Annotated in this window: 15 protein-coding genes; 8 read left to right on the forward strand and 7 right to left on the reverse strand. The window is 68.0% G+C overall.

Features of this window, described 5'->3' with window-relative positions:
• Positions 1–45: 45 nt before the first annotated feature.
• Together ING98_12365 and ING98_12370 are read right to left on the reverse strand one after the other, a co-directional pair.
• The gene (locus ING98_12365) at positions 46–1,359 is read right to left on the reverse strand and encodes a L,D-transpeptidase family protein (GenBank protein ID MCA3102662.1); all 1,314 of its coding nucleotides are present in this window, start codon (positions 1,357–1,359) and stop codon (positions 46–48) included.
• A gap of 104 nt (positions 1,360–1,463) precedes the next feature.
• Positions 1,464–2,648, reverse strand: coding sequence for a tetratricopeptide repeat protein (locus tag ING98_12370; protein ID MCA3102663.1), 1,185 nt, complete (start codon positions 2,646–2,648; stop codon positions 1,464–1,466).
• A 189-nt stretch (positions 2,649–2,837) separates the two neighbouring features.
• On the opposite strand from ING98_12370, the gene ING98_12375 reads away from it, so the two are divergent.
• The 6 genes from ING98_12375 (at position 2,838) to ING98_12400 (ending at position 10,935) form a co-directional block, all read left to right on the forward strand.
• A complete protein-coding gene (locus tag ING98_12375; GenBank protein MCA3102664.1) occupies positions 2,838–4,217 on the forward strand; it encodes a cysteine--tRNA ligase in 1,380 nt (459 codons plus the stop codon).
• A 111-nt stretch (positions 4,218–4,328) separates the two neighbouring features.
• Positions 4,329–5,360 (forward strand): XdhC family protein, encoded by a 1,032-nt coding sequence (locus ING98_12380; protein MCA3102665.1) that lies wholly within the window; start codon positions 4,329–4,331, stop codon positions 5,358–5,360.
• Between the two features lie 13 nt (positions 5,361–5,373).
• On the forward strand, positions 5,374–7,791 hold the full coding sequence (locus tag ING98_12385; protein ID MCA3102666.1) for an EAL domain-containing protein: 2,418 nt from the start codon (positions 5,374–5,376) through the stop codon (positions 7,789–7,791).
• On the forward strand, positions 7,791–8,762 hold the full coding sequence (locus tag ING98_12390; GenBank protein ID MCA3102667.1) for a nitronate monooxygenase: 972 nt from the start codon (positions 7,791–7,793) through the stop codon (positions 8,760–8,762). The genes ING98_12385 and ING98_12390 overlap by 1 nt, the downstream gene beginning before the upstream one ends.
• Positions 8,763–8,767: 5 nt before the next feature.
• Positions 8,768–9,559, forward strand: coding sequence for an enoyl-CoA hydratase/isomerase family protein (locus ING98_12395; protein MCA3102668.1), 792 nt, complete (start codon positions 8,768–8,770; stop codon positions 9,557–9,559).
• Positions 9,560–9,606: 47 nt separating this feature from the next.
• Positions 9,607–10,935 carry an amidase gene (locus ING98_12400; GenBank protein MCA3102669.1) on the forward strand — a complete coding sequence of 443 codons (1,329 nt, stop codon included), beginning with the start codon at positions 9,607–9,609 and terminating at the stop codon, positions 10,933–10,935.
• A 14-nt stretch (positions 10,936–10,949) separates the two neighbouring features.
• On the opposite strand, the gene trxC is transcribed toward ING98_12400, so the two are convergent.
• The 4 genes from trxC to ING98_12420 all read right to left on the reverse strand — a co-directional run bounded on the left by trxC (position 10,950) and on the right by ING98_12420 (position 15,978).
• Positions 10,950–11,396, reverse strand: a complete 447-nt coding sequence (trxC, locus tag ING98_12405) for a thioredoxin TrxC (protein ID MCA3102670.1) — start codon at positions 11,394–11,396, stop codon at positions 10,950–10,952.
• Positions 11,397–11,495: 99 nt separating this feature from the next.
• Positions 11,496–12,578, reverse strand: a complete 1,083-nt coding sequence (locus ING98_12410) for a hypothetical protein (protein ID MCA3102671.1) — start codon at positions 12,576–12,578, stop codon at positions 11,496–11,498.
• A 125-nt stretch (positions 12,579–12,703) separates the two neighbouring features.
• A complete protein-coding gene (locus tag ING98_12415) occupies positions 12,704–14,806 on the reverse strand; it encodes an acetate--CoA ligase family protein (protein MCA3102672.1) in 2,103 nt (700 codons plus the stop codon).
• An 11-nt stretch (positions 14,807–14,817) separates the two neighbouring features.
• On the reverse strand, positions 14,818–15,978 hold the full coding sequence (locus tag ING98_12420; GenBank protein ID MCA3102673.1) for an acyl-CoA dehydrogenase family protein: 1,161 nt from the start codon (positions 15,976–15,978) through the stop codon (positions 14,818–14,820).
• A 185-nt stretch (positions 15,979–16,163) separates the two neighbouring features.
• Here ING98_12420 and ING98_12425 point away from each other — a divergent pair, with 185 nt between their 5' ends.
• Both ING98_12425 and ING98_12430 read left to right on the forward strand, forming a co-directional pair.
• On the forward strand, positions 16,164–17,207 hold the full coding sequence (locus ING98_12425; protein MCA3102674.1) for a tripartite tricarboxylate transporter substrate binding protein: 1,044 nt from the start codon (positions 16,164–16,166) through the stop codon (positions 17,205–17,207).
• A gap of 64 nt (positions 17,208–17,271) precedes the next feature.
• Positions 17,272–18,960, forward strand: a complete 1,689-nt coding sequence (locus ING98_12430) for a CocE/NonD family hydrolase (protein MCA3102675.1) — start codon at positions 17,272–17,274, stop codon at positions 18,958–18,960.
• Positions 18,961–19,105: 145 nt separating this feature from the next.
• On the opposite strand, the gene ING98_12435 is transcribed toward ING98_12430, so the two are convergent.
• Positions 19,106–20,386, reverse strand: coding sequence for an amidase (locus ING98_12435; GenBank protein MCA3102676.1), 1,281 nt, complete (start codon positions 20,384–20,386; stop codon positions 19,106–19,108).
• Positions 20,387–20,591 lie beyond the last annotated feature (205 nt).

Below are 20,591 nucleotides of genomic sequence, written 5' to 3' on the forward strand. Positions count from 1 at the left end.
ACTCCCTGTAGCGTGTCGGCGCGATACCCCCCGTCGTTGCCGGGGTCACGCGTCGCCTTCGTAGACGATGCGCCATGTGCCGCCTTCCAGTTTCCAGTACTGGCGCTTGCGCATCTGCTGGTTGAGGTTGTTGCTGGCGTAGTCCTGCTCGAACTGCACGACCGCGAGGTTATCGCGGTTCGGATCGAGGAACATGCTGGTGTTGCGCAGTCCAATGCGCACCCAGGTCTTGCTCGCGTTGACCTTGCCCTTCTGTTCAGACCACGCGGCGAGGTCGCGCGCCGCCCCGCCGCTGCTGAACGCGGGCGAATAATGCCGCAGGTATGCCTTCATGTCGCGCCCTTCCCAGTCTCGGCGCCAGGCCTCGACCGCTCGGGCCAGCGATGCGCGGCTCGCTTCGATTGCGCCAGCATCGACCCAGTCGATGCGCGGTGCGATCACCACCGGCGTGAGGCCGATCTGAACCAGCGGCAGCAGGGCCTCGAAGTCGGCGTTGGCGAGCACCACGCAGCCATCAGACGACTGCGGCGGACGGGCGAAGGTATCGGAGGGCACGCCATGCAGCCAGATCCCGTGGCCGGTACGTCCTTCGATTCGGTCGAGTTCGTTCGGATAGTTGATCGGCAGCGCACCGCTGCCGTAGAAATCGGGCAGTTTCTGGCGCGGCAGGTTCGCGCGCACGTGGTAGACCCCCAGCGGCGTTCGCTTGTCGCCCTCGAACATCTTGTCGATGCCATTGCGGCCGACGCTGATGTAGTAGTCCTTCAGGTAGCGCAATCGGCCGTCGACCTGTTCGAACACGTACAGCGTCGACTTCGCGCTGTCGACGACGATCGCGTACCGCTGTCGCGGGTCGAGCTGAAGGATGTGGCCCGGAAACCGCCCGGGCGGCGGTTCGGCGGCGAGCCGGCTGAGCCGTGCCCGCGCCTCGGCGCGCAGGTCGTCGATGCGTTCGGCGCGGTCGGACAGCCCGGTCGAGGGTTCGGTGGCCTCCTTCACCGGGTTGCCGAAGTCGGTGATCGGCCTGGCACGGGCAAGCAGAAGGTCGCCGCGCACCAGGTGCGCGAGCCGGAAGTTGGGATTGCCGAGCAGCACCTGGTCGATCTCCGCAAGCGCGACGTCCGGTCGGCTGCGCGCGATCTCCAGGATGCCACGCACCAGTGAGGCTTCCACCTCGCTGGTGGCCCGCAACGCGGCCTCGGTGCTCGTCGTCGGCGCAGTGGCCGGCGAGTCCGCGCCTGGTGCAGCACCCAGGCTGCCACCACTGCCCGGTACCTTGCCGGGTACATGGACGTCTTCCGCTGGCCCGACCAGCAGCAACAGACCAACGCCTGCGGAGGCCAACAGGGACAGCGCCATGATCGGAGCCACGAGGGTGCCCATCCGGCCATGCCAAGTACGGCTGAAGAACCTCACGGCGCGCTCACGATGTACTGTTCAATCGGACGATGCAGCAAAGCCGGTCACCGGCCGACCTGCTCCTGCTCGATCAGCCAGCGATCACCGACGCGTACCAGCGTCAGCGTCTTCGGCGAGCTGGCTTTCAGCGTCGGCGACCGGTAATCCTGGCGGAACGCGACCACCATGCGGTTGGGCCCGAGCGGCTTGACCTGCGGCGCGCTCACGCTGACCTCGATCTTCCTGGGCTTCGCGATCCGGTCGCGTCGACCCTTCTCCCAGTCTGCCCGTGTCTCGCCGCCGGGAACCTTGAAATCCTTCGAATAAAACGCAAGGTAGCGGTTCACGTCGTTCGTCGACCATGCCTGCGCCCATTGCTCTACGGTACGCAACACGTCTTCGGCGCCGGCAACGGAGGACGGAGCGGCCGGCGCCACCGCCGGTGCCGCAGTGGCGGGGGAGGCAGCCGTCGGCGGCTGCGCGGCGGTGGCAGCTGCCGACGCCCTGGCCTGTGCGGGCTGGGCGTCGGCCGCAGCAGGGGCAGTTTCGCGGATGGCTACCGGCCGGCTGGCCGCGGGTGCTGAAAGTGGTGCAGGTGCGGGTGCCGCAGCCCCTTTTGCCGGTTGACCTGCGGGTGCGGCCGGTGCGGCCTGGCCGGCAATCGCGACCTGCTTCGACGAATCGCCTGCGAGCGGCTGACGCTGGAACTTCGGGTTGGCCGAGAACAGTTCTCGGATCAGCGAGAGCTTGGTCTGTACGCCCGTGTTGGAGCGATCGAGCTGCAGCGCCCGGTCATAGGCTTCGGAGGCCATCTTCGCGTAGATGTCGCCGAGGTTCTCGTGCGCGGTGGCGTAGCTGGGATGCGTACGTATCGCCGACTCGAGCATCTGCCGTGCGCGGTCGAACTGCCCCTGCGCCGCGTAGAGCACCGCCAGGTTGTTGTAGGGCTCCGGCAGTTCCGGGTATTCCTCCGTCAGCGCCACGAACACCCGGATGGCATCGGCAGGACGCTTCTGCTCGGTGAGGATCAGGCCGCGCAGGAAACGCGCCCGCGCGTCCTTGGGATTCTTCGCGAGGTATGCGTTCAGCCGTTCGGTCGCCTGGGTCAGGTTGCCCTGCCTGACCAGCGCCTGCACGTCGGTCAGCTCGTCGGCGAGCGCGGCCCCCGGTGCGCACAGGATGCCGGCGAGCAGGGCCAGGATCGCCGTGGCGCTTCGAATGCGGCCACGCAGGGACGCCCGCACGGACATCGCGCCCGGGCCGACCGGGGCCTCGGTGGCGGCAATAGCGGTTCGCAGACACTGCATATGTTATATTTTTCTCGTCGGGCTTTGGAAATATCGAATCAAGACAAATACTTACGATATAGGCTACCCGGCTGATTCTAGCAGCAAGGCCGCGAAAAGTAATCTCCCAGCAACCGTTTCTCCGGGACGACGATGCTCCGAATCTACAACACGCTGGCACGCGACAAGCAGCCGTTCGTCCCGCTCGAGCCGGGCAGGGTCCGCATGTATGTTTGCGGCATGACCGTCTACGATTACTGCCACCTCGGACATGCCCGTGTGATGGTGGTGTTCGACCTGGTCACCCGCTGGCTGCGCGCCAGCGGCTACGAGGTCACCTACGTGCGCAACATCACCGACATCGACGACAAGATCATCCGTCGCGCGGCCGAGAACGGCGAGTCGATCGGCACGCTCACGCAGCGGTTCATCGATGCAATGGACGAGGATGCCGCGGCGCTCGGGGTCATCAAGCCCGACCACGAGCCGCGCGCGACCGAATACGTGCCGCAGATGCAGGCGATCATCGACCGGCTCGAGCGCAACCGGCTGGCCTATGTGGCCAGCGACGGCGACGTGAACTATTCGGTGCGCGACTTCGCCAGCTACGGAAGACTGTCCGGCAAGTCGCTGGAGGATCTGCGCGCGGGCGAACGCGTCGAGGTCAATTCCGGCAAGCGCGACCCGCTCGATTTCGTGTTGTGGAAGCGCAGCAAGGAGGGCGAACCGTTCTGGGAATCGGCGTGGGGACGTGGCCGTCCGGGCTGGCATATCGAGTGCTCCGCGATGTCTGCGGCGCTGCTGGGCGAGACCTTCGATATCCACGGGGGCGGCCAGGACCTGCAGTTTCCCCACCACGAAAACGAGATTGCACAGTCCGAGGGGGCGAATGGCCGACCTTTCGTTCGCTACTGGATGCACAACGGGTTCGTGCGCGTCGATGACGAGAAGATGTCCAAATCGCTCGGCAACTTCTTCACCGTGCGCGAAGTGCTCGGGCGCTATGATGCCGAGGTGGTGCGCTTCTTCATTGCCCGGGCGCACTACCGCAGCCCGCTGAACTATTCCGACCGTCACCTCGACGATGCGCGCCAGGCGCTGGCCCGCCTGTACACCGCACTCAAGGGCGTCGATGTCCCGCAGATCGCGATCGACTGGCACGAGCCGCATGCGGCCCGCTTCAGGGCAGCCATGGACGACGACTTCAACACGCCGGAGGCGATCGCCGTGCTGTTCGACCTGGCGGGTGAGCTGAACCGCAGTCGAAACCCCGCGGTGGCCGGGATGCTGCAGGCCCTGGGCCGCAGCCTCGGTCTGCTCGAGCGCGACCCGCTCCTGTTCCTGCAGTCGGCAGCCGGGGACGCGTCCGTCGCCGCCCTGGACCCGGCGGCCATCGAGGCGAAGATTGCCGAGCGTGCCGCGGCGAAGAAGGCGCGCGATTTCGCGACCGCCGATGCAATACGCGCCGACCTGCTGGCCGCCGGCATCGTGCTCGAGGACGGGGCGGGCGGCACGCTCTGGCGGCGCGCCTGATTGCCGCCGGTCCATGGGCCGGCGATGCCGCGGTTGCCAAACCCGCCGCTGCGCGGACATGCGGGGTTGCAGCGGATAAACTAGGTGTTTGTTCCGCGGGAGGCAGTTGCGATGGACAGCGTCGATCTTGAAGTGCTGCGTTCGGCGGTCGCCTGGCGCCGGGCCGGCCATGGGGTGACCCTGGCTACGGTCGTGGAAACGTGGGGCTCCGCGCCTCGGCCGGTCGGCGCGATGCTGGCGATCCGCAGCGATGGCATGGTGTCGGGTTCCGTCTCCGGCGGCTGCGTCGAAGACGACATGATCGCAAAGCTCACCGGCGAGGCGGCCCCGGCGCATCCGAAGCTGCTCACCTATGGCGTCACCCGCGAGCAGGCAGAACGTTTCGGCCTGCCCTGCGGCGGCCGCCTTGCGATCGTGGTCGAGCCCGTGGTCGACCCGGCACAGGATCCACATGTGCTGGAGATGCTCGAAAAGCTGCTCGCGGCGAGCGACCGGCGAGAACTCACCGTGCGCACCCTCGACATGGAAAGCGGGCGCATGAGCCTTGCCCCGGGCTCGCGCGATTCCACGCTCTCGTTCAACGGGAAGATGCTGCAGACCGTTCACGGCCCGCTCTGGCGCCTCCTTCTGATCGGCGCCGGACAGCTGTCGCGCTACCTCGCCGAGATGGCGCGTACGCTCGACTATCGCGTGACGGTATGCGACCCTCGAGACGAGTACGTGTTCGGATGGGATGTTCCTGGGGTCGACCTGGTGCGCACCATGCCTGATGACACGGTGGTGGCGATGGAACTCGACAGCCGTTGCGCGGTGGTGGCACTTACCCATGATCCCAAGCTCGATGACCTTGCACTGATGGAGGCACTGAAGTCGCCGGCTTTCTACGTCGGCGCGCTGGGGTCGCGCTCCAACAACGAGAAGCGACGCCGGCGGCTCGCCGACTTCGACGTGTCCGACGCCGAGATCGCACGCCTGTTCGGGCCTGTCGGCCTGCCGATCGGCAGCAAGACGCCGCCCGAGATCGCCGTATCGATACTGGCCGAGATGACCGCGGTCAGGCGCGGCGTGCTGCAGCCTGGCAGTGGTGAGCGGACCCTGGGTGCGCGGGCAGCGGCGGTGACCAGCGGGGCGGCGTGCAGCTGAAGGCCCCCGGATGGTGAACGACCGCCCCGGCGCCGGTGGCGTCCGGCGCTTTGCGCCGCTGCTGCGCTCGCTCGATGTCAATCGCAGCCTGGTGCGGCGGGCGATCGCCGCGGCCGCGGCCGGCGAGCCAGTGCCGCTCCTCGCGGCGCGCGCGTCCATCCTGCCGCCGGTCCCGACTGCGGCCGCCGTCGACGTGGCGGCCGATCCGGCGGCAACTGCAGCGGCTGACCAGACCTGGCACGGACTGGTCGCCGCCGAGGTATCGCTGCATGATGCGCTGGACGCAGCGGCAGCAGCCGGCCCCACGCCCTGGCCTCACCTGGTAGAGGCGCTCGAGACTTCCGACCGGCTGACGACCCTGCTGGTGGACGCGGCGCTGGCAGAACTGATGCTCGCGGTCTCGCAGCGCGAGCGCCGGCTCACCGAGCAGTTGCAGGACGAGTTCCTCGATGCGCTGAGCATCGGGCGTTTCTCGCTGCGCGTGACCGATGGCCTCATAGTGCAGGCCGACGAAGCCTTTGCCGGGTTCCTCGGCACCGAGGCGAAGCACCTGATCGGCGTGCCGGCCGGACGCTTCATCCCGGTCGAGAAGCTCGTCGAGATCGTCGAACAGTCGGTGAAGAGCGGTCGTCCCGGGCGCGCGCAGGTGCGCACGCTCGGCGTGGGCCGCGAACGGGTAACGCTCGACATCATCGCCTTCATGCAGCAGGCGGCCGAGAACGACGAACTGCAGTGCATGGCGGTCAACGTATCGCGGACGGACCGCGACATCGCGCAGCGGCGGTTGCTGTCGGCCGCAGTGGAGGCGTCGAACGATCTCGTCCTGATCACCGATGCGTCGTTCCAGATCGAGTACGTGAACCAGGCCTTCGTAAAGGTCACGGGGTACGAGCCCGACGAGGTACTCGGCCGCCATCCGGGCTTCCTGCAGGGACGCAGGACGCCCGGAACCGCACTGGATCGCCTGCGTGCGACGATGCGCGCCGGGCGGCCCGTTCGCGCCGAGCTGGTGAACTACCGCAAGGACGGTACGCCGTTCTGGATCGACCTGTCAGTGGTGCCGGTGACCGGTAGCGACGGTCTGGTAGAACACTGGCTATCCGTCGGCCGCGACGTGTCGGAACGCAAGCATGCCGAGCAGGAGATCACCCGGCTGGCCATGGAGGATTACCTCACCGGCCTGCCGAACCGGCGTGCGGCCGAGGCGCGGCTGCAGCTCGAATGGAACCGCGCCCGGCGAATGCGCTCGCCGTTTGCGCTGGGGTTGCTCGACATCGACCATTTCAAACGCGTCAACGACCAGTTCGGCCATGAGGTCGGGGACCGTACGCTGCGCCGTGTCGCGCAGGTGGTGAACACCACGCTGCGCGGCGGCGACTGGGTGGCGCGCTGGGGCGGCGAGGAGTTCCTGATCTGCTTCCACGGGCTGGATGCTGCCGGGGCGCTGGCAGCCGGGGAACGGATGCGCAAGCATGTGAGCGCATCGGCGCCACCTGGCGGTACCGAGCCTGCCGTGACGGTCAGCCTGGGCATCTCGGTGTACCGACCGGCGCTCGAGTCGCCGGCGAAGATGCTCGCCGAGGCCGACGGGCTGCTGTACGAAGCAAAGCAGGCTGGGCGCGACCGCGTGCTCTGCATCGGCACGGCCGAGGGGCGCCGGGGCAGCGTCGTACGGGAGCCTTCACAGGTCGGGACCGCACTGCAGGAGTCGCGCGTGGTCGCGGCCTTCCAGCCGATCATCGACCTGCGCAGCGGCGAACAGGTCGGGGTCGAGGCCCTCGCGCGCATCATCGCCCCGGACGACCGCGTGATCCCGGCCTCCGAGTTCCTCGAGGCGGCGGAATCGCTGCGCCTGTGCGCCGATATCGACGAAGCCATCGCCGAGTACATGCTGACCGCCAGGGCCGCCGGCCATCTCACCTGCTTCATCAATCTTTCCCCGCAGTTCCTTGCCAGCACACGAAGCATCGACCGCCTGATCGAGCAGGCGGCGAGTGCCCGCATCCCGGGGGCGGGCGAGCGCAGCTTCGTGATCGAGATCAGCGAACGCCATGGCGTCGATATCGCATCGCTGAAGGCGCACCTCAAGCCGCTGGTCGACGCCGGCTTCCTGCTCTCGCTCGATGATTTCGGCAGCGGCTATTCCTCGTTCCAGTACCTGGCCGACCTGCCGATCCGGTTCCTGAAGATAGAGGGCTGGATGGTCGCGCGGGCGGTCGGCGATTCGCGCATCCGGCAGCTGCTCGAAACGATCGTCGTTACCGCCCGGAAGTTCCGCCTGACCACGGTTGCCGAATGCGTGGAGGATGCGGGTACGGCAAGCGTGCTGCGCGACCTCGGCGTCGATTGGGCGCAGGGATACCTGTACGGTGCGCCGGTGGTCGACCGCAGGTCGGGCGCGGCACGGTCGGCTGGTGCCGGGGCCGGCTGATGGCGCTTCCCGTGGCCCTGCGGGGGCGACTGTCGTTACCGGTGATCGGAGCCCCGATGTTCCTGATCTCGGGGCCGGAACTCGTGATCGCCCAGTGCACCAGCGGCATCATCGGTTCCATTCCGTCGCTCAACGCGCGTCCGCCGGAACTGCTCGATGCATGGCTGAGGCAGATCGCCGCTGCCTGTGCCGCGCATGCAGCGGCGCACCCGGGGGACCCGGTTGCGCCTCATGCGGTGAACCTGATCGTGAACAAGGCCAACGCGCGCCTCGAACACGACCTCGAGGTCGTGATAGCCAACCGGGTGCCCGTGGTGATCACGTCGCTGTCGGCACCCGACGACATCGTGCCGCGCATCCACGCCTATGGCGGCATCGTGCTGCACGATGTCATCAGCACCCGGCATGCGAAGCGCGCACTGAAGGCCGGGGTCGACGGGCTGATCCTCGTGTGCGCCGGCGCCGGCGGGCATGCCGGCACGCTGTCGCCGTTCGCGCTGGTGTCCGAAGTCCGTGCGTTCTACGACGGGCTGATCGCGCTGTCCGGCGCGATGTCCACCGGCAGCGGCATACTCGCCGCGCAGGCGATGGGTGCCGACCTCGCCTACATCGGCACTCGCTTCATCGCGACCTGCGAATCGAATGCCGGCGACGCCTACAAGTCGATGATCGTCGATGCGAGCGCGGCCGATATCGTCTACACGCCGCTGTTCTCCGGCGTGCACGGCAATTACCTGAAGCCATCGGTCGTCGCGGCCGGCCTCGACCCGGACAACCTGCCTGCCCCGGAACCCGGCGCGAGCTACCGCCGGCGCGACGACCGTCCGCCGGCCTGGAAGACCATATGGGGTGCCGGGCAGGGCGTGGGCGCGATCGATGCAGTCGAGCCGGTGGCCGCTGTGGTCGCGCGGCTGCGGTCGGAATACGATGCGGCCCGGCGCGCGCTGGCCGCCACCGGAGGAAAGGAGTGAATGCAGTGGACTACCAGACCATCACCTTCTCGATCGACGCGGGCATCGCCCGTATCACGCTGAACCGGCCCGACCGGCTGAATGCGTTCAACGTGCGCATGCAGGACGAACTGTTCGATGCGTTCGATCGCATCGATGCGCCGGACAGCGGCGCCCGCGTGCTGCTGCTGGGCGCGAACGGGCGCGGCTTCTGCTCGGGCGTCGACCTTACTGACCGCAAGCCGCTGCCGGAGGGCCAGAAGCACGACCTCGGGGCGTCGCTCGAGGCAAAGAATCCGCTGTTCTCCCGGCTCTACCATTCGCCGATCCCGGTCGTGTGCGCGGTCAATGGCGTGGCGGCGGGCATGGGCGTCGGCCTCGCGCTTGCCTGCGACATCGTGGTCGCCGCGAAAAGCGCGAGCTTCGTGCTCGCGTTCAGCCGCATCGGCCTGATGCCCGACTGCGGGGTGAGCTTCTTCCTGCCGCGCCTGATCGGACCCGCCCGCGCGAATGCCTGTGCACTGCTCGGCGAGAAGATCGGCGCGGAGCAGGCGCAGGCCTGGGGCATGGTCTGGAAGGTAGTCGATGACATGGCGCTGCCGGACGAGTCGCTGGCGATCGCGCAGCGGCTGGCGTCCGGTCCGACACGCTCCTATCGGCGCATCTCGGCGACGATCAAGGCTGGCATCGAGACCTCCCTGGAGGACATCCTGCAGCAGGAGGCAGACGGACAGCGTGAGCTCGGCTTCACCGAGGACTACGCCGAAGGCGTGCTGGCTTTCCTCGAAAAGCGCTCTGCGAAGTTCAGCGGGCGTTGACCTTGCGCGTCTCGTCGCGGGTCGCGGGTCCGCCCGAAGGGTCGCCTTTGCGTGTGCCGTTGCCGGCACTGGCCGATGCGATCGCCGCCGGCCGCCTGTGCCGGGTCGAGTACGCCCGGGCCTGCATCGAGCAGGCGCTGGCGGTCGAGCCGATGATCCACGCGTTCAAGGCGATCGAGCCGGCCATGATCCGTGCGCGCGTGGAGGCCGCAGGCGGTGCAGGCGTTGGCGCACCTTCCGGGCTGCTTGCCGGCGTGCCGTTCGGCGTGAAGGACATCATCGACGTGCGTGGCCTGGTGACCGGTATGGGTTCGCCGATCCACGACGGATCGGTCGCCGATGCCGATGCGCCGCTGGTCGCGCGGCTGCAGGCGGCCGGCGGGTTCGTGTTCGGCAAGACGGTCACCACCGAGTTCGCCTTCATGCACCCGCGCGAGACGCGCAATCCGTGGAATACAGCGCATACGCCGGGCGGGTCGTCCAGCGGATCGGCGGCGGCCGTGGCGGCAGGCTGTGTCCCGGCGGCCCTGGCGACACAGACCAACGGCTCGGTGATCCGGCCCGCGGCGTTCTGCGGCATCGTCGGCTTCAAGCCGAGCTACGGTGCGTTCCCGGTGCAGGGGGTGCTGAGCTATGCGCCGACGCTCGACCAGGCGGGTTGCTATGCGCGATCGGTCGACGGCGTCACCCGCATCGCGCAGGCACTGGCCGAACCCGGTTTCGGCCTCGATGCCGGCGCGCGGCAGGGCGCGTTCGGAGGCGAGGCGGGTGCCGGTCGTCCGCGCCTCGCAGCCGTCCGCAGCCCGGTGTGGGCGCAGGCCTCGGCGGCGATGCAGTCGTCATTCGAACGCGCGCAGTCGGTGCTGTCGGGTGCCGGTGCCCGGGTCGAATGCCCCGATCTCCCGGCCGGCTTCGAGCGCGCGCACGATGTCCACCGCGTGATCATGGGCCACGAGGCGGTGCGCTATTTCGAGCCGGTGCAGGCGCGGCACCGCAGCCTGATCAGCGACTGGCTGAACGGATACCTCGACCAGGCTGCCGCGATCGGCGCGGCAGAGTACCGGGACGCGCTGGGCGCGCGCGAGCGGCTGCGCGAGACCTTTGCACGCTTCGTGTCCGGATTCGATGCCGTGCTGACGCCGCCGGCGATCGGCGAAGCCCCCGACGGCATCCGGACCAGCGGTGACCCTGTGTTCTGTTCGATCTGGACGCTGCTCGGCACGCCGGCCATCACCATACCGACGGGCCTCGGGCCTGCTGGTTTGCCGCTCGGGCTGCAACTGGTCGGCGCCGAGCGTCGCGACGCAGGCCTGCTGGCGGCTGCCGCATGGTGCGAATCGATGTTCGGGTTCCAGGGGCTGCCGCCGGTGGCGTGATCGCCCTGGATGGATCAGGCGGGGCGCGGGCGGTGGGCGTCGACCCAGCGCAGGATGTCCTGCATGCCCAAGGCACCGGGCTGACGTGCGATTTCGCGTCCGCCGCTGAACAGGATCAAGGTCGGTATGCTGCGGATTGCGAACCGGTTGCCGAGTGCCTGTTCCGCCTCGGTATCGACCTTGCCCAGACGCATCCCCGGTTCCAGCCGGGAAGCTGCCTGCTCGAACTGCGGGGCCATCGTCCTGCAGGGCCCACACCAGGGAGCCCAGAAATCCACGAGCAGCGGGATGTCGCTGCGCGCCATCTGGCGCTCGAAGCTCTGGCTGGTGAGCGTAACCGGCTTGCCGGTGAACAGTGGCTGGTGGCACTGGCCACAGCGCGGCTGCTGTTCGAGCTTCGCGGCAGGGACGCGGTTCACGGCCTGGCAGTGCGGACAGCAGAGGTGCAGTGGATCGGTCATCTGAGGCTCCGGCACGATCGCGAGATCTGTCGGATATTGGGGCCGCGCGTGGCCGCATCAAGCCCTGCATTGCCGAGCGGCACTGGTTGACCTGTCCGCTCAGAGGGCGGACTGAGGCTCACCCAGCCAGGCGACCCCTTCCAGCAATCCGAGTGCATCCGCCACCCAGCGCGCGAAGTCCGTGAACGTCCCCGGCTGTGGCCGGAGGTCGCCGACCTGGCCGTCGGGGAACAGCAGCCATGCCGGCTGGAACAGCGGTGGGCTGTCGGCGGATGCCGGGTCCAGCGCACCCTGCAGCGGGTGAAGCGCGGCCTGCAGGCGTGCCTCCCCGCTGTCCAGCGATTCGTAGCGATCGAAGTAGGTCCGGATCGACTCGGCCCATGCATCGGTCTCCACGAATGGTCCGTCGGCGGCCTGCTCGCGCGAGGAGCGAGCCGCCGCGTCGGCGTCGAGCCTGCACTTCGTGAAGAAGCGTTCTGCCGTCATCTCGACCAGCTGGTCGACCTTGCTCCGGTTCTGTTCAAGCGACGCGATCAGGTCGCCGAGAGCGATCGCCGGAAACGGGAAACGCAGCGCTGCTGAGCACAGGCGGGGCACCAGCGCCACCGCCAGCTCGATGTCGAACAGCCCGGCCAGACGCGACAGCAGCCGTAGGCTCGACGGCCGCTCGCGGTACAGCTCGAGCGCCAGGTGGTAGAGCGCGACCGCGCTCGGACGGGCCATCGACGAGCGCAGACCCTCGACGATCGCGTGTGTCTCGAGGATCTCGTGGACGCTGAATCCTTCCGTCGTGTCGAAGAGGGTACCGGCCAGCATGGCGAAATCGGTTCGCGCGCGAAGCTCTTCGCCGCTGGCGAGAGGCCGGCGCGAGGCCTGCCAGCGGGCTGCCCAGCGCGCGCGGCGACCCACATCTCGGGTGAACGCGAAGTACCACGGCGAGGTGACGACATGCGACAGATGGATGCCGGCACGCGCCAGTGCGAACAGCGCGAAAAGCTCGGCGTCGTCGCGGGGCGCCTGGCGCCTGCCCAACAGCGAGATGAACTCGGCGGCCGGACGATCGACTTGTACCGCAGCAAGGGGGGGCAATACCCCGTATACGACGGGGCTCTGCAGGCGCGTGCGCAGGTCGTCAAACCATCCCTGGACTTCGTCTGGACCTCGATCGAGTATCACCGCCATCTGTCAGATTGCCCTATCTTCCACATCATGCGAAATCCAAGAAGATAGGGTAGCAAAATCCTTGCCTGCCAGTGGGTGGTCAGCCCCTGTACCCTGCGGGAGACCCTGGAAGCAGGGCGCAGCACTCAGCGCGTGACCAGCAGGCCATCCACCGCCACTACGCCTTCGCCCGCGGGCTTCACCAGCAGGGGATTGATCTCTGCTTCGGCAACGGTCGCCCCGGGCAGCAGCGCCAGCATGGAGAAAGCGACGACCGCTTCCGCCAGCGCATCGACATCGCCGGCCGGGAGGCCACGGTAGCCGCGCACCAGCGCGAGCGCCTTCACCTCGGAGATCATGCGGTGCGCTTCGGGGAGATCCACGGGCGCACTGCGGATCGCGTAGTCCTTGTATATCTCGGCCAGCGTGCCGCCCGCGCCGACGATCACCACCGGCCCGACCTGCGGATCGTTGCGGTAGCCCAGGATCACCTCGGCCAGCCCGCGTTCCATCTTCTGCACCAGCACGCCGTCGATGCGCGCCTCCGGATGCCTGGCGCGGACGTTGTCCAGGATGCGTCCACAGGCTGCCCGCAGGGCCGCCGCGTCCACGATCCCGAGCACGACGCCGCCGGCGTCGGTCTTGTGCAGCACGTCGCGCGACAGCACCTTCGCCACGACCGGAAAGGGGATCGACGAACCCTGGTCGGCCGCCGTCAGTACCTCGGACGGCGCGGCCGGGATGCCCATTGCAGAGAACACGGCGGCTGCATCGCGCTCGTTCAGCGGCGCGTCGCCGGCGGCTGCGACCAGCCCGGCGACCGCGTCGAGGCCGGCTGGTGCGGCCAGGTCGCGCGCCACTGGCGGTTGCCAGTCGAAGTAGCAGCGGATCGCGTCGGCGCAACTCTCGGGCGTGCGGAAAGCCGGTACGCCACCGGCGCGCAGCAGGTCGAGCGAGGTGTCGGCGGCGGGCGCGATGAACACGAGCAGCGGCTTGCCTGGCTTGGCGCCGACGATCGGTTCGACTGCGAGCTGCGGATGGAACTGCGCGCTGGAACCCACGACCGCAAGCACGGCGTCGCAGTCGTCGGATGCGAGCAGCGCATCGAGCACCGCGCTGTAGATCTCTTTCTTGGTGCCGGCCAGCGTGAGGTCGATCATCGGCGACTGGCCGACATGGATCTTCTTCTCCGCCAGCTGGCGGATCACGTCTTCGGTCGGCGGTGCGATGTCGATGCCGTACAGACCGAGCTGGTCGACCACGGTCGCCGCGCCGCCGCCGGTAGTCGTCACCACGCCAACCCGGCGCCGTCCCGTCCGCGGCTGCTTCGACGGCGGGAACCGGCCGAGGAGCTGGGCGGTCTCGAGCAGTGATTCGAGCGTGCCGACGCGCACGATGCCGTGCGCCCGGAAAAACGCGTCGGCTGTGTCGTCTGCCCCAGTCATCGCCCCGGTGTGCGAGGCGGCGAGTTCGCGGCCGATCTCGGAGCGGCCGAGCTTGTAGGCGATCACCGGCTTGCCCGCGGCGAATGCACGGCGTGCGGCCGTGGCCAGCGCCGGGGCATCGCGCAGGGTCTCCAGGAACAGCAGGATCGCATCCGTGTTCGGGTCGTCGACCATCAGGTCGACCAGTTCGCCGACGCCGATGTCGCATTCGTTGCCGACCGAGACCAGCCGCGAGAAGCCGAAGCCGCGCGCCTGTGCGCGCGACATCAGCGAGCCCATCATGCTGCCGCTCTGCGAGATGATCGCGAGGTTGCCGCGCAGCAGGAGGTCGCCCTCGAAGGTCGCGTTGCAGGTGATCGGCGAGTTGGCATGGGTGTCGATCACCCCGAGCGCATTGGGCCCGAGCAGCCGCAGCCCGCCGGCGCGCGCGATCGACACGATCTCCTCCTGCAGCGCGCGGCCTTCTTCGCCGCGCTCGGCGAACCCGTCGCTGTAGAGCGTCGCCACCGGCACCTTCAGGCGCACGCATTCGCGCACCAGTTCCAGCACCGAGGCGGCCGGGGTCATGATGAACACGTGGTCGATCGGTGCGCCGCCGAGCGAGGCCGCAGCGGCCTCCAGCGAGGCGAACGCCGGTTCCCCGAGGATCTCGGGGCGCCCGGGGTTGATCGGCAGGATGGTGCCGGTGAAGCCGTGCTTGCGCAGGAAGCGCTGCGGCCGCGCGGTGTTCTTCGTGGCGTCGCCGGAAGCGCCGACCAGTGCGATGCGCTGCGGACGGAACAGCGCCCTCGACAGTTCGTTCATCGCCATGCCGATCAGCCCGCCCGCGGCGGGCGCTGGTCGAAGCTGCGGCCGAACACGCCCTCGGCGACACGCTGCTTGAGGATTTCAAGCGAGCCGCCAGCGATCATCCAGCCGCGTGTCTTGCGGAACATGTATTCGATCAGCGACTCGTCGCTGTAGCCCATGCCGCCCATCACCTGCATCGCGAAGTTGCAGGCGTCGAAGCCGACCTGGTTGCAGGTGTGCTTGGCAATCGCGGTATCCATCTGGGTCGGGATGCCCGCCTGGCCACCCGACAGCGCGGCACGGTAGAGCAGCAGTTGAGCGGCCTCGAGGCGCATCTTCAGTTCCGCGAACTGCCACTGCAGGCCCTGGAACTCGCACAGCGGGCGGCCGAACTGCTTGCGATCCATCGCCCACTGGCGGGCGGTCTCGAATGCCAGTTGTCCGTAGGCCAGCGAGCGGGCGCAGTTGCCCATGCGCTCGACGTTGAAGCCGGCAATCTGCTTCTTGAAGCCGCCTTCCTTCAGCAGCACGTTCTCCGGCGGCACGTAGACGTCCTCGAAGTAGAGCTGCGCCCACTCCTCGCCGGACAGGAACTTCGATGTCTTGCCGATGCGGAAGCCGGGAGCACCGCGCTCGATCAGCACCGATCCGATGCCGCCGACGCCCGGTGCGTAGCGCACGTACACGAGGTACACGTCTGCATAAGGACCATGCGTGTTGAAGACCTTGGTGCCAGTCACCCGGTAGCCGTCACCGTCGGGCTTCGCGGTCGTCTTCAGGTCGGTGACCGCCGAGCCGGCTTCGGGCTCGGTCATGCCCAGGCAGATCACGGTCTCGCCGCGCAGCAGCGGCTTGAGATACTTCTCTTTCTGCGCCGGGGTGCCGTATTCGGCAAACACGCGGATCGGGCCGAAGTTGCCGGCCTGTATCACGTCGGCGCTGCGCGGGCACACCTTCGCGACTTCCTGGATGGCGATCACTGCATCGAGCAGCGTGCCGCCCTGGCCGCCATCGGCTTCCGGCAGGGTTATGCCCATCAGGCCCTGTTCGGCCATCAGTCGTCCGACATCGGCCGGATGCTCGGGCGCATGCGCGCGCTTGAGTGCGTCGGCGCGAAGGTGCCGCTCGGCGAAGCCGCGCACGGCGTCCTGGAAAAGCTGCTGGTCTTCAGACAGGTCGAAGTTCATGGTCCTCCTCGGGACTGCTTGCGTCGTGATCGAGTCTATCACCCTGCCCTCCTCGCTATTGCCGCGCTGCCCGCCAGCCCGGGGGCTGTTGACTGGACGCCGGGATGCGGATAAACCAGCGTTTAGCCTGCGGCGCGATGGCCTTCGACGAAAGGCGACGGCAGGCCGACGGAGGAACTGTAACCATGGATGAAGAGAAATCCCGGCCCGGGCACTGGCCGGACAACCGCCTGTGCAGGCTGTCCCTGATCGGGGCGATCGGGTCGCTCGCGCTCGTCGCGGCGGTGCCGTCGCCCGTGCATGCGCAGCCCGGTGCACAGAAGCTCGACTGGCCGCAGCGGCCGGTGCGGTTGGTGGTGCCCTTTGCACCCGGTGGCGGCACCGACATCGTCGCCCGCCTGCTTGCGCCGACGCTCGCCGAGTCAATCGGCCAGCCGGTCGTCGTCGACAACCGGTCGGGCGCGGCAGGCAACATCGCGATGGAGATCGTTGCACGTGCGCAGCCCGACGGGCATACGGTACTGGTAAGCAACGTGTCGACCGCCTCGATCAACCCGATCCTCTACGCCGGTACGCTCAAGTTCGACCCGCTGAAGGAACTCTCCGGGGTGACGCTGCTGGCGGCGATCCCGAACCTGCTGGTGTCCGGTGCCGGATTTCCGCCGGGCAGCTTCAAGGAACTTCTTGCGTATGCTCGAGCCCGCCCCGGGCAGCTGAACTACTCGACTCCGCTAGGGGGCTACTCGCACCTCGACATGCTCGACCTCGCCAGCCGCACAGGCATGAAGCTGGTCAACGTGCCGTCGAAGGGCGCGGGCTCGTCGGCGGCCAGCATCATCAGCGGCGAGATCCATTTCTCGATCGCCAATGCCGCATCGACCACGCCGCAGGTGAAGGCCGGGCGCATGAAGGCCTACGCCACGACTGCGCCGAAGCGGCTGTCCGACCTGCCCGAGGTGCCCACGTTCGCCGAACTTGGTCTGCCCGGTGTCGGGAGCGACAACTGGAATGGCCTGTTCGTGCCGGCCCGTACGCCACGCGCGATCGTCAACCGGCTTCATCAGGCCACGGTCGAGGTGCTGCAACGCCCGGCGATCGTCGAGTCGTATGCGAAGGTGGCGGTGCCGGTGGCGACGAGCCGCTCGCCCGAGGAATTCGATGCGTACGTGAAGTCCGAGGTCGGGCGCTGGGCCCGGATCATCAAGGAAAACCAGATCAGGCTCGACTGAGCCTGCATTCGACAAGGGGGAGGGCGGCATGGCAGCAGCAGCGGTGGCAGCAGGCGTGGATGTCATGAGCAGGGTGTCGCAGCCGGTGGAGTGCGAACTGATCGTCGAGAAGGACGTGCAGGTGCCGATGCGCGATGGCACGATCCTTTCATGCGACGTGTTCCGGCCGGCGATTCCCGGCAAGGTGCCCGCGATCATGAACATCAGCGTCTACCAGAAGGACAAGCTTTGGATCCCGCCTGCCGACCTCGAGGAGGCGGCCAACCCGTACATGAACTGGGAGACGGTCAACCCGCTGTGGTGGTGCCCGCGCGGCTATGCCTGCGTGCGCGTCGATTCGCGTGGCACCGGCAAGTCGCATGGCCGCTGCGAGCCCAGTTCGTACCAGGAGGCGCTTGATTTCCACGACGCGATCGAGTGGATCGCGAAGCGTGACTGGTGTTCCGGCAACATCGGTACCTGCGGCATCTCGTACCACGCGAGCTCTCAGTGGCGCGTGGCCAAGCTGAAGCCGCCGTCGCTCAAGGCGATCATCCCGTGGGAGGGGCGCGCCGACCAGTACCGAGACCAGGGCTACCACGGCGGCATCTTCGCGCTGGGCTTCATTGCCAACTGGGTCGCCACGCACACGGCACACCACCTGCTCGGCCGGCCGCGCAGCTACAACCCGGATTCGTTCCAGCCGGACATGCTCTACAACCTGATGCGCAACGACCTCGACTCGATGTTCTGGCGCCTGTGCAGCGCCGACTGGGACGCCACCGAGGTGCCGCTGTACAGCGCCGGCAATTGGGGAGGCTTCGCGCTGCACCTGCGCGGCAACACCGAGGGCTTCACCCGCGCGAAGTCGAAGCACAAGAAGCTTCGCGTACACACCGGCACCCATTTCCATCCGTTCCACTCGGAAGAGGGCCGGCTTGACCAGTTGCGCTTCTTCGACCACTGGTTGAAGGGCAACGACACCGGCATCATGGACGAGCCGCCGGTGAAGCTCGAGATCCGCACCGGCGGCAGCCCGAAGCCGTACGCATTCCGCTTCGAGAACGAGTGGCCGCTAGCGCGCACGCAGTGGAAGAAGATGTACCTGCGCTTCGACCGCGAGCAATCTCACGACGCCGCGGATGTCGAGGGGCTGATGGTCGACACACTGCCGTCGGACGAGACGTCGGTAAGCTACCCGGCGAGCGGCGTCACCGCCGCCGGCGTGGCATCGGGCTCGTCGCTGTCGACCACGCACGGCGGTGGCGGCCGGCTCGGCGTGTCGGTGCAGACCGAGCCGATGGCCGCGGACACCGAGATCACCGGCCCGCTGTCGATGACGCTCTATGTGTCGAGCACCAGCGAGGACATGGACCTGATGCTGACGCTGCGCAACGTCGGCCCTGACGGCAAGGACGTGCCCGAGGTCGGACAGCACGGCCAGCCAGTGCCGCTCACCAAAGGATGGTTGAGGGCCTCGCATCGCAAGCTCGATCCGGCCCTGTCGACGCCACATCGTCCGTACCACTCGCACGACGAGCGCCTGTGGCTATCGCCGGGCGAGGTCGTCGAATGCAACGTCGAGATCTGGCCCACCTGCATCGTGCTGCAGAAGGGACACCGGCTGCGCGTCGACATCCAGCCGCGCGACGGCATCGGCTCGGCACCCTACACCCACTACCACGCAGACTATAACGCCGGCGCCGAGAACACCCTGCACGCCGGCGGAATCTATCCGTCGCACATCCTGCTGCCGGTGATTCCGGCGAAATGATGAAGGGGGGTCAGGTCTTGAGTTTTGCATCTTTCTGCGAGGATGCAAAAATCAAGACCTGACCCCGGATGCTCGAGACCTGACCCCGGATGCTCGGGGGTCTGACCCCAGGGTCAGACCCCACTATAAGGTGCCGGTCCGGTCCTCAGGACAGCGTGGCGGAGACCCAGCGGGCGGCGTCGAGCAACTGGCGGTCGCGGTTGCGGTGGCCGATCAGCTGGGCGCCGATCGGCATGCCGCTGGGGCCAGTAAACAGCGGCAGGGTCAGGCAGGGTACGTGCATCGCGGTCCAGAGCGCCGAGAAGTACGGGTTGCCAGTGGTGCTGGTCCCGATTGGTGCCTCGCCATTGCACGGTGCAGTGAGCAGCAGGTCGCAGTCGCCGACCAGGGCGGGCAACTCGGCGCGCAGGCCTTCGAGGAAGGTGCGCGCCTCGAGGTAGCGCTCGAAGGTGCAGCCCAGGCCATCCTTGAGGCGGCCTTCGCGAAGCTGTTCGCTGATCAGGTTCCAGTGGTGGGTCACTTCATGCCGGAAGTTGCGGGCGAACTCGAAGCTGGACACCCACCTGTGCGCATCCAGCACGTCGGCGAAGCCTGACGGCAGGTCGATGTCGATCACCTGCGCGCCGGCGGCCGACAGGCGCTGTGCGGCATCCTCGAGCAGCGCAGCGGCCGGTGCTTCGATCTGCGCCCAGAGGTGGCTGCGGCAGAAGCCGATCTTCGGTTTCGGCGGCGTGCCCTCCAGCGGTTGCCACGGTCGGCCGAGCAGTACGTCGCGCAGCAGCGAGATGTCCTCGATCGAGCGTGCCATCAGGCCGAGCGAGTCGAGCGAACCAGCCGCTTCGCGCACGCCCGACAGCCGCAGGTCGCCCCAGGTCGGGCGGTAGCCGACCACGCCGCAGAAGGCGGCCGGGCGGATCGTCGAGGCCGTGGTCTGGGTGCCCAGCGCCAGCGGCACCATCATCGCGCCGACTGCAGCTCCGGAGCCGCTCGAAGAGCCGCCCGGTGTGCGCCGCGGATCGTGCGGGTTCTTCGTCTTGCCTGGGGTGAGGTTGGCGAACTCGGTGGTGACGGTCTTTCCGAACAGCACACCGCCTGCCTCGCGCTGGAGTGCAACGCAGGCCGCGTCGTTTCGAGTCTGCGTACCGCGGTAGATCGGCGAGCCGTACTCGGTCGGCATGTCGAAGGTGTCGATGATGTCCTTCACGCCGAACGGGATGCCGTGCAGCGGCCCGCTCACCGGGCCGCGATCGAGTTCACGCGCTCGCGCGATCGCAGCATCGCTGGCGAGGTACTGCCAGGCATCGACTTGGGGTTCGCGCTCGGCGATACGCTCCAGGCAGGAGCGTGCGAGCGCCTCCGCGGTGAGGGTTCCGGCATCCATCTGCGTGCGCGCTTCGATGGCGGTGAGCTGGAAGGGGGCTTTCATCGGGTCGATGCTCCGGGTTGCGGTTGACGGGTGGGGCACGCGCGAGGGTACACCGGCAGTGCCGGCGTCCGGCGTCCGGGGTTCCCGATCGAACCCGCGCCTGGCCAGGAATCCGTATGGGACTATCCGCGCCCGCTGCAGCTCGCGCCGGATCATCGCGAGGTCGTGATCATCGCTGCCGGCACCGAGGTCGCGCGCACGGGCC

The sequence above is a fragment of the Rhodocyclaceae bacterium genome (assembly GCA_020248265.1).
Classification (GTDB): domain Bacteria; phylum Pseudomonadota; class Gammaproteobacteria; order Burkholderiales; family CAIKXV01; genus CAIKXV01.

Bases quoted from the DNA above. Each gene is read 5' to 3' on its own strand.
- ING98_12365 (MCA3102662.1), bottom strand. From the start codon at position 1,359: ATGGCGCTGTCCCTGTTGGCCTCCGCAGGCGTTGGTCTGTTGCTGCTG.
- ING98_12370 (MCA3102663.1), bottom strand. From the start codon at position 2,648: ATGTCCGTGCGGGCGTCCCTGCGTGGCCGCATTCGAAGCGCCACGGCG.
- ING98_12375 (MCA3102664.1), top strand. From the start codon at position 2,838: ATGCTCCGAATCTACAACACGCTGGCACGCGACAAGCAGCCGTTCGTC.
- ING98_12380 (MCA3102665.1), top strand. From the start codon at position 4,329: ATGGACAGCGTCGATCTTGAAGTGCTGCGTTCGGCGGTCGCCTGGCGC.
- ING98_12390 (MCA3102667.1), top strand. From the start codon at position 7,791: ATGGCGCTTCCCGTGGCCCTGCGGGGGCGACTGTCGTTACCGGTGATC.
- trxC (MCA3102670.1), bottom strand. From the start codon at position 11,396: ATGACCGATCCACTGCACCTCTGCTGTCCGCACTGCCAGGCCGTGAAC.
- ING98_12410 (MCA3102671.1), bottom strand. From the start codon at position 12,578: ATGGCGGTGATACTCGATCGAGGTCCAGACGAAGTCCAGGGATGGTTT.
- ING98_12415 (MCA3102672.1), bottom strand. From the start codon at position 14,806: ATGAACGAACTGTCGAGGGCGCTGTTCCGTCCGCAGCGCATCGCACTG.
- ING98_12420 (MCA3102673.1), bottom strand. From the start codon at position 15,978: ATGAACTTCGACCTGTCTGAAGACCAGCAGCTTTTCCAGGACGCCGTG.
- ING98_12425 (MCA3102674.1), top strand. From the start codon at position 16,164: ATGGATGAAGAGAAATCCCGGCCCGGGCACTGGCCGGACAACCGCCTG.
- ING98_12430 (MCA3102675.1), top strand. From the start codon at position 17,272: ATGAGCAGGGTGTCGCAGCCGGTGGAGTGCGAACTGATCGTCGAGAAG.
- ING98_12435 (MCA3102676.1), bottom strand. From the start codon at position 20,386: ATGAAAGCCCCCTTCCAGCTCACCGCCATCGAAGCGCGCACGCAGATG.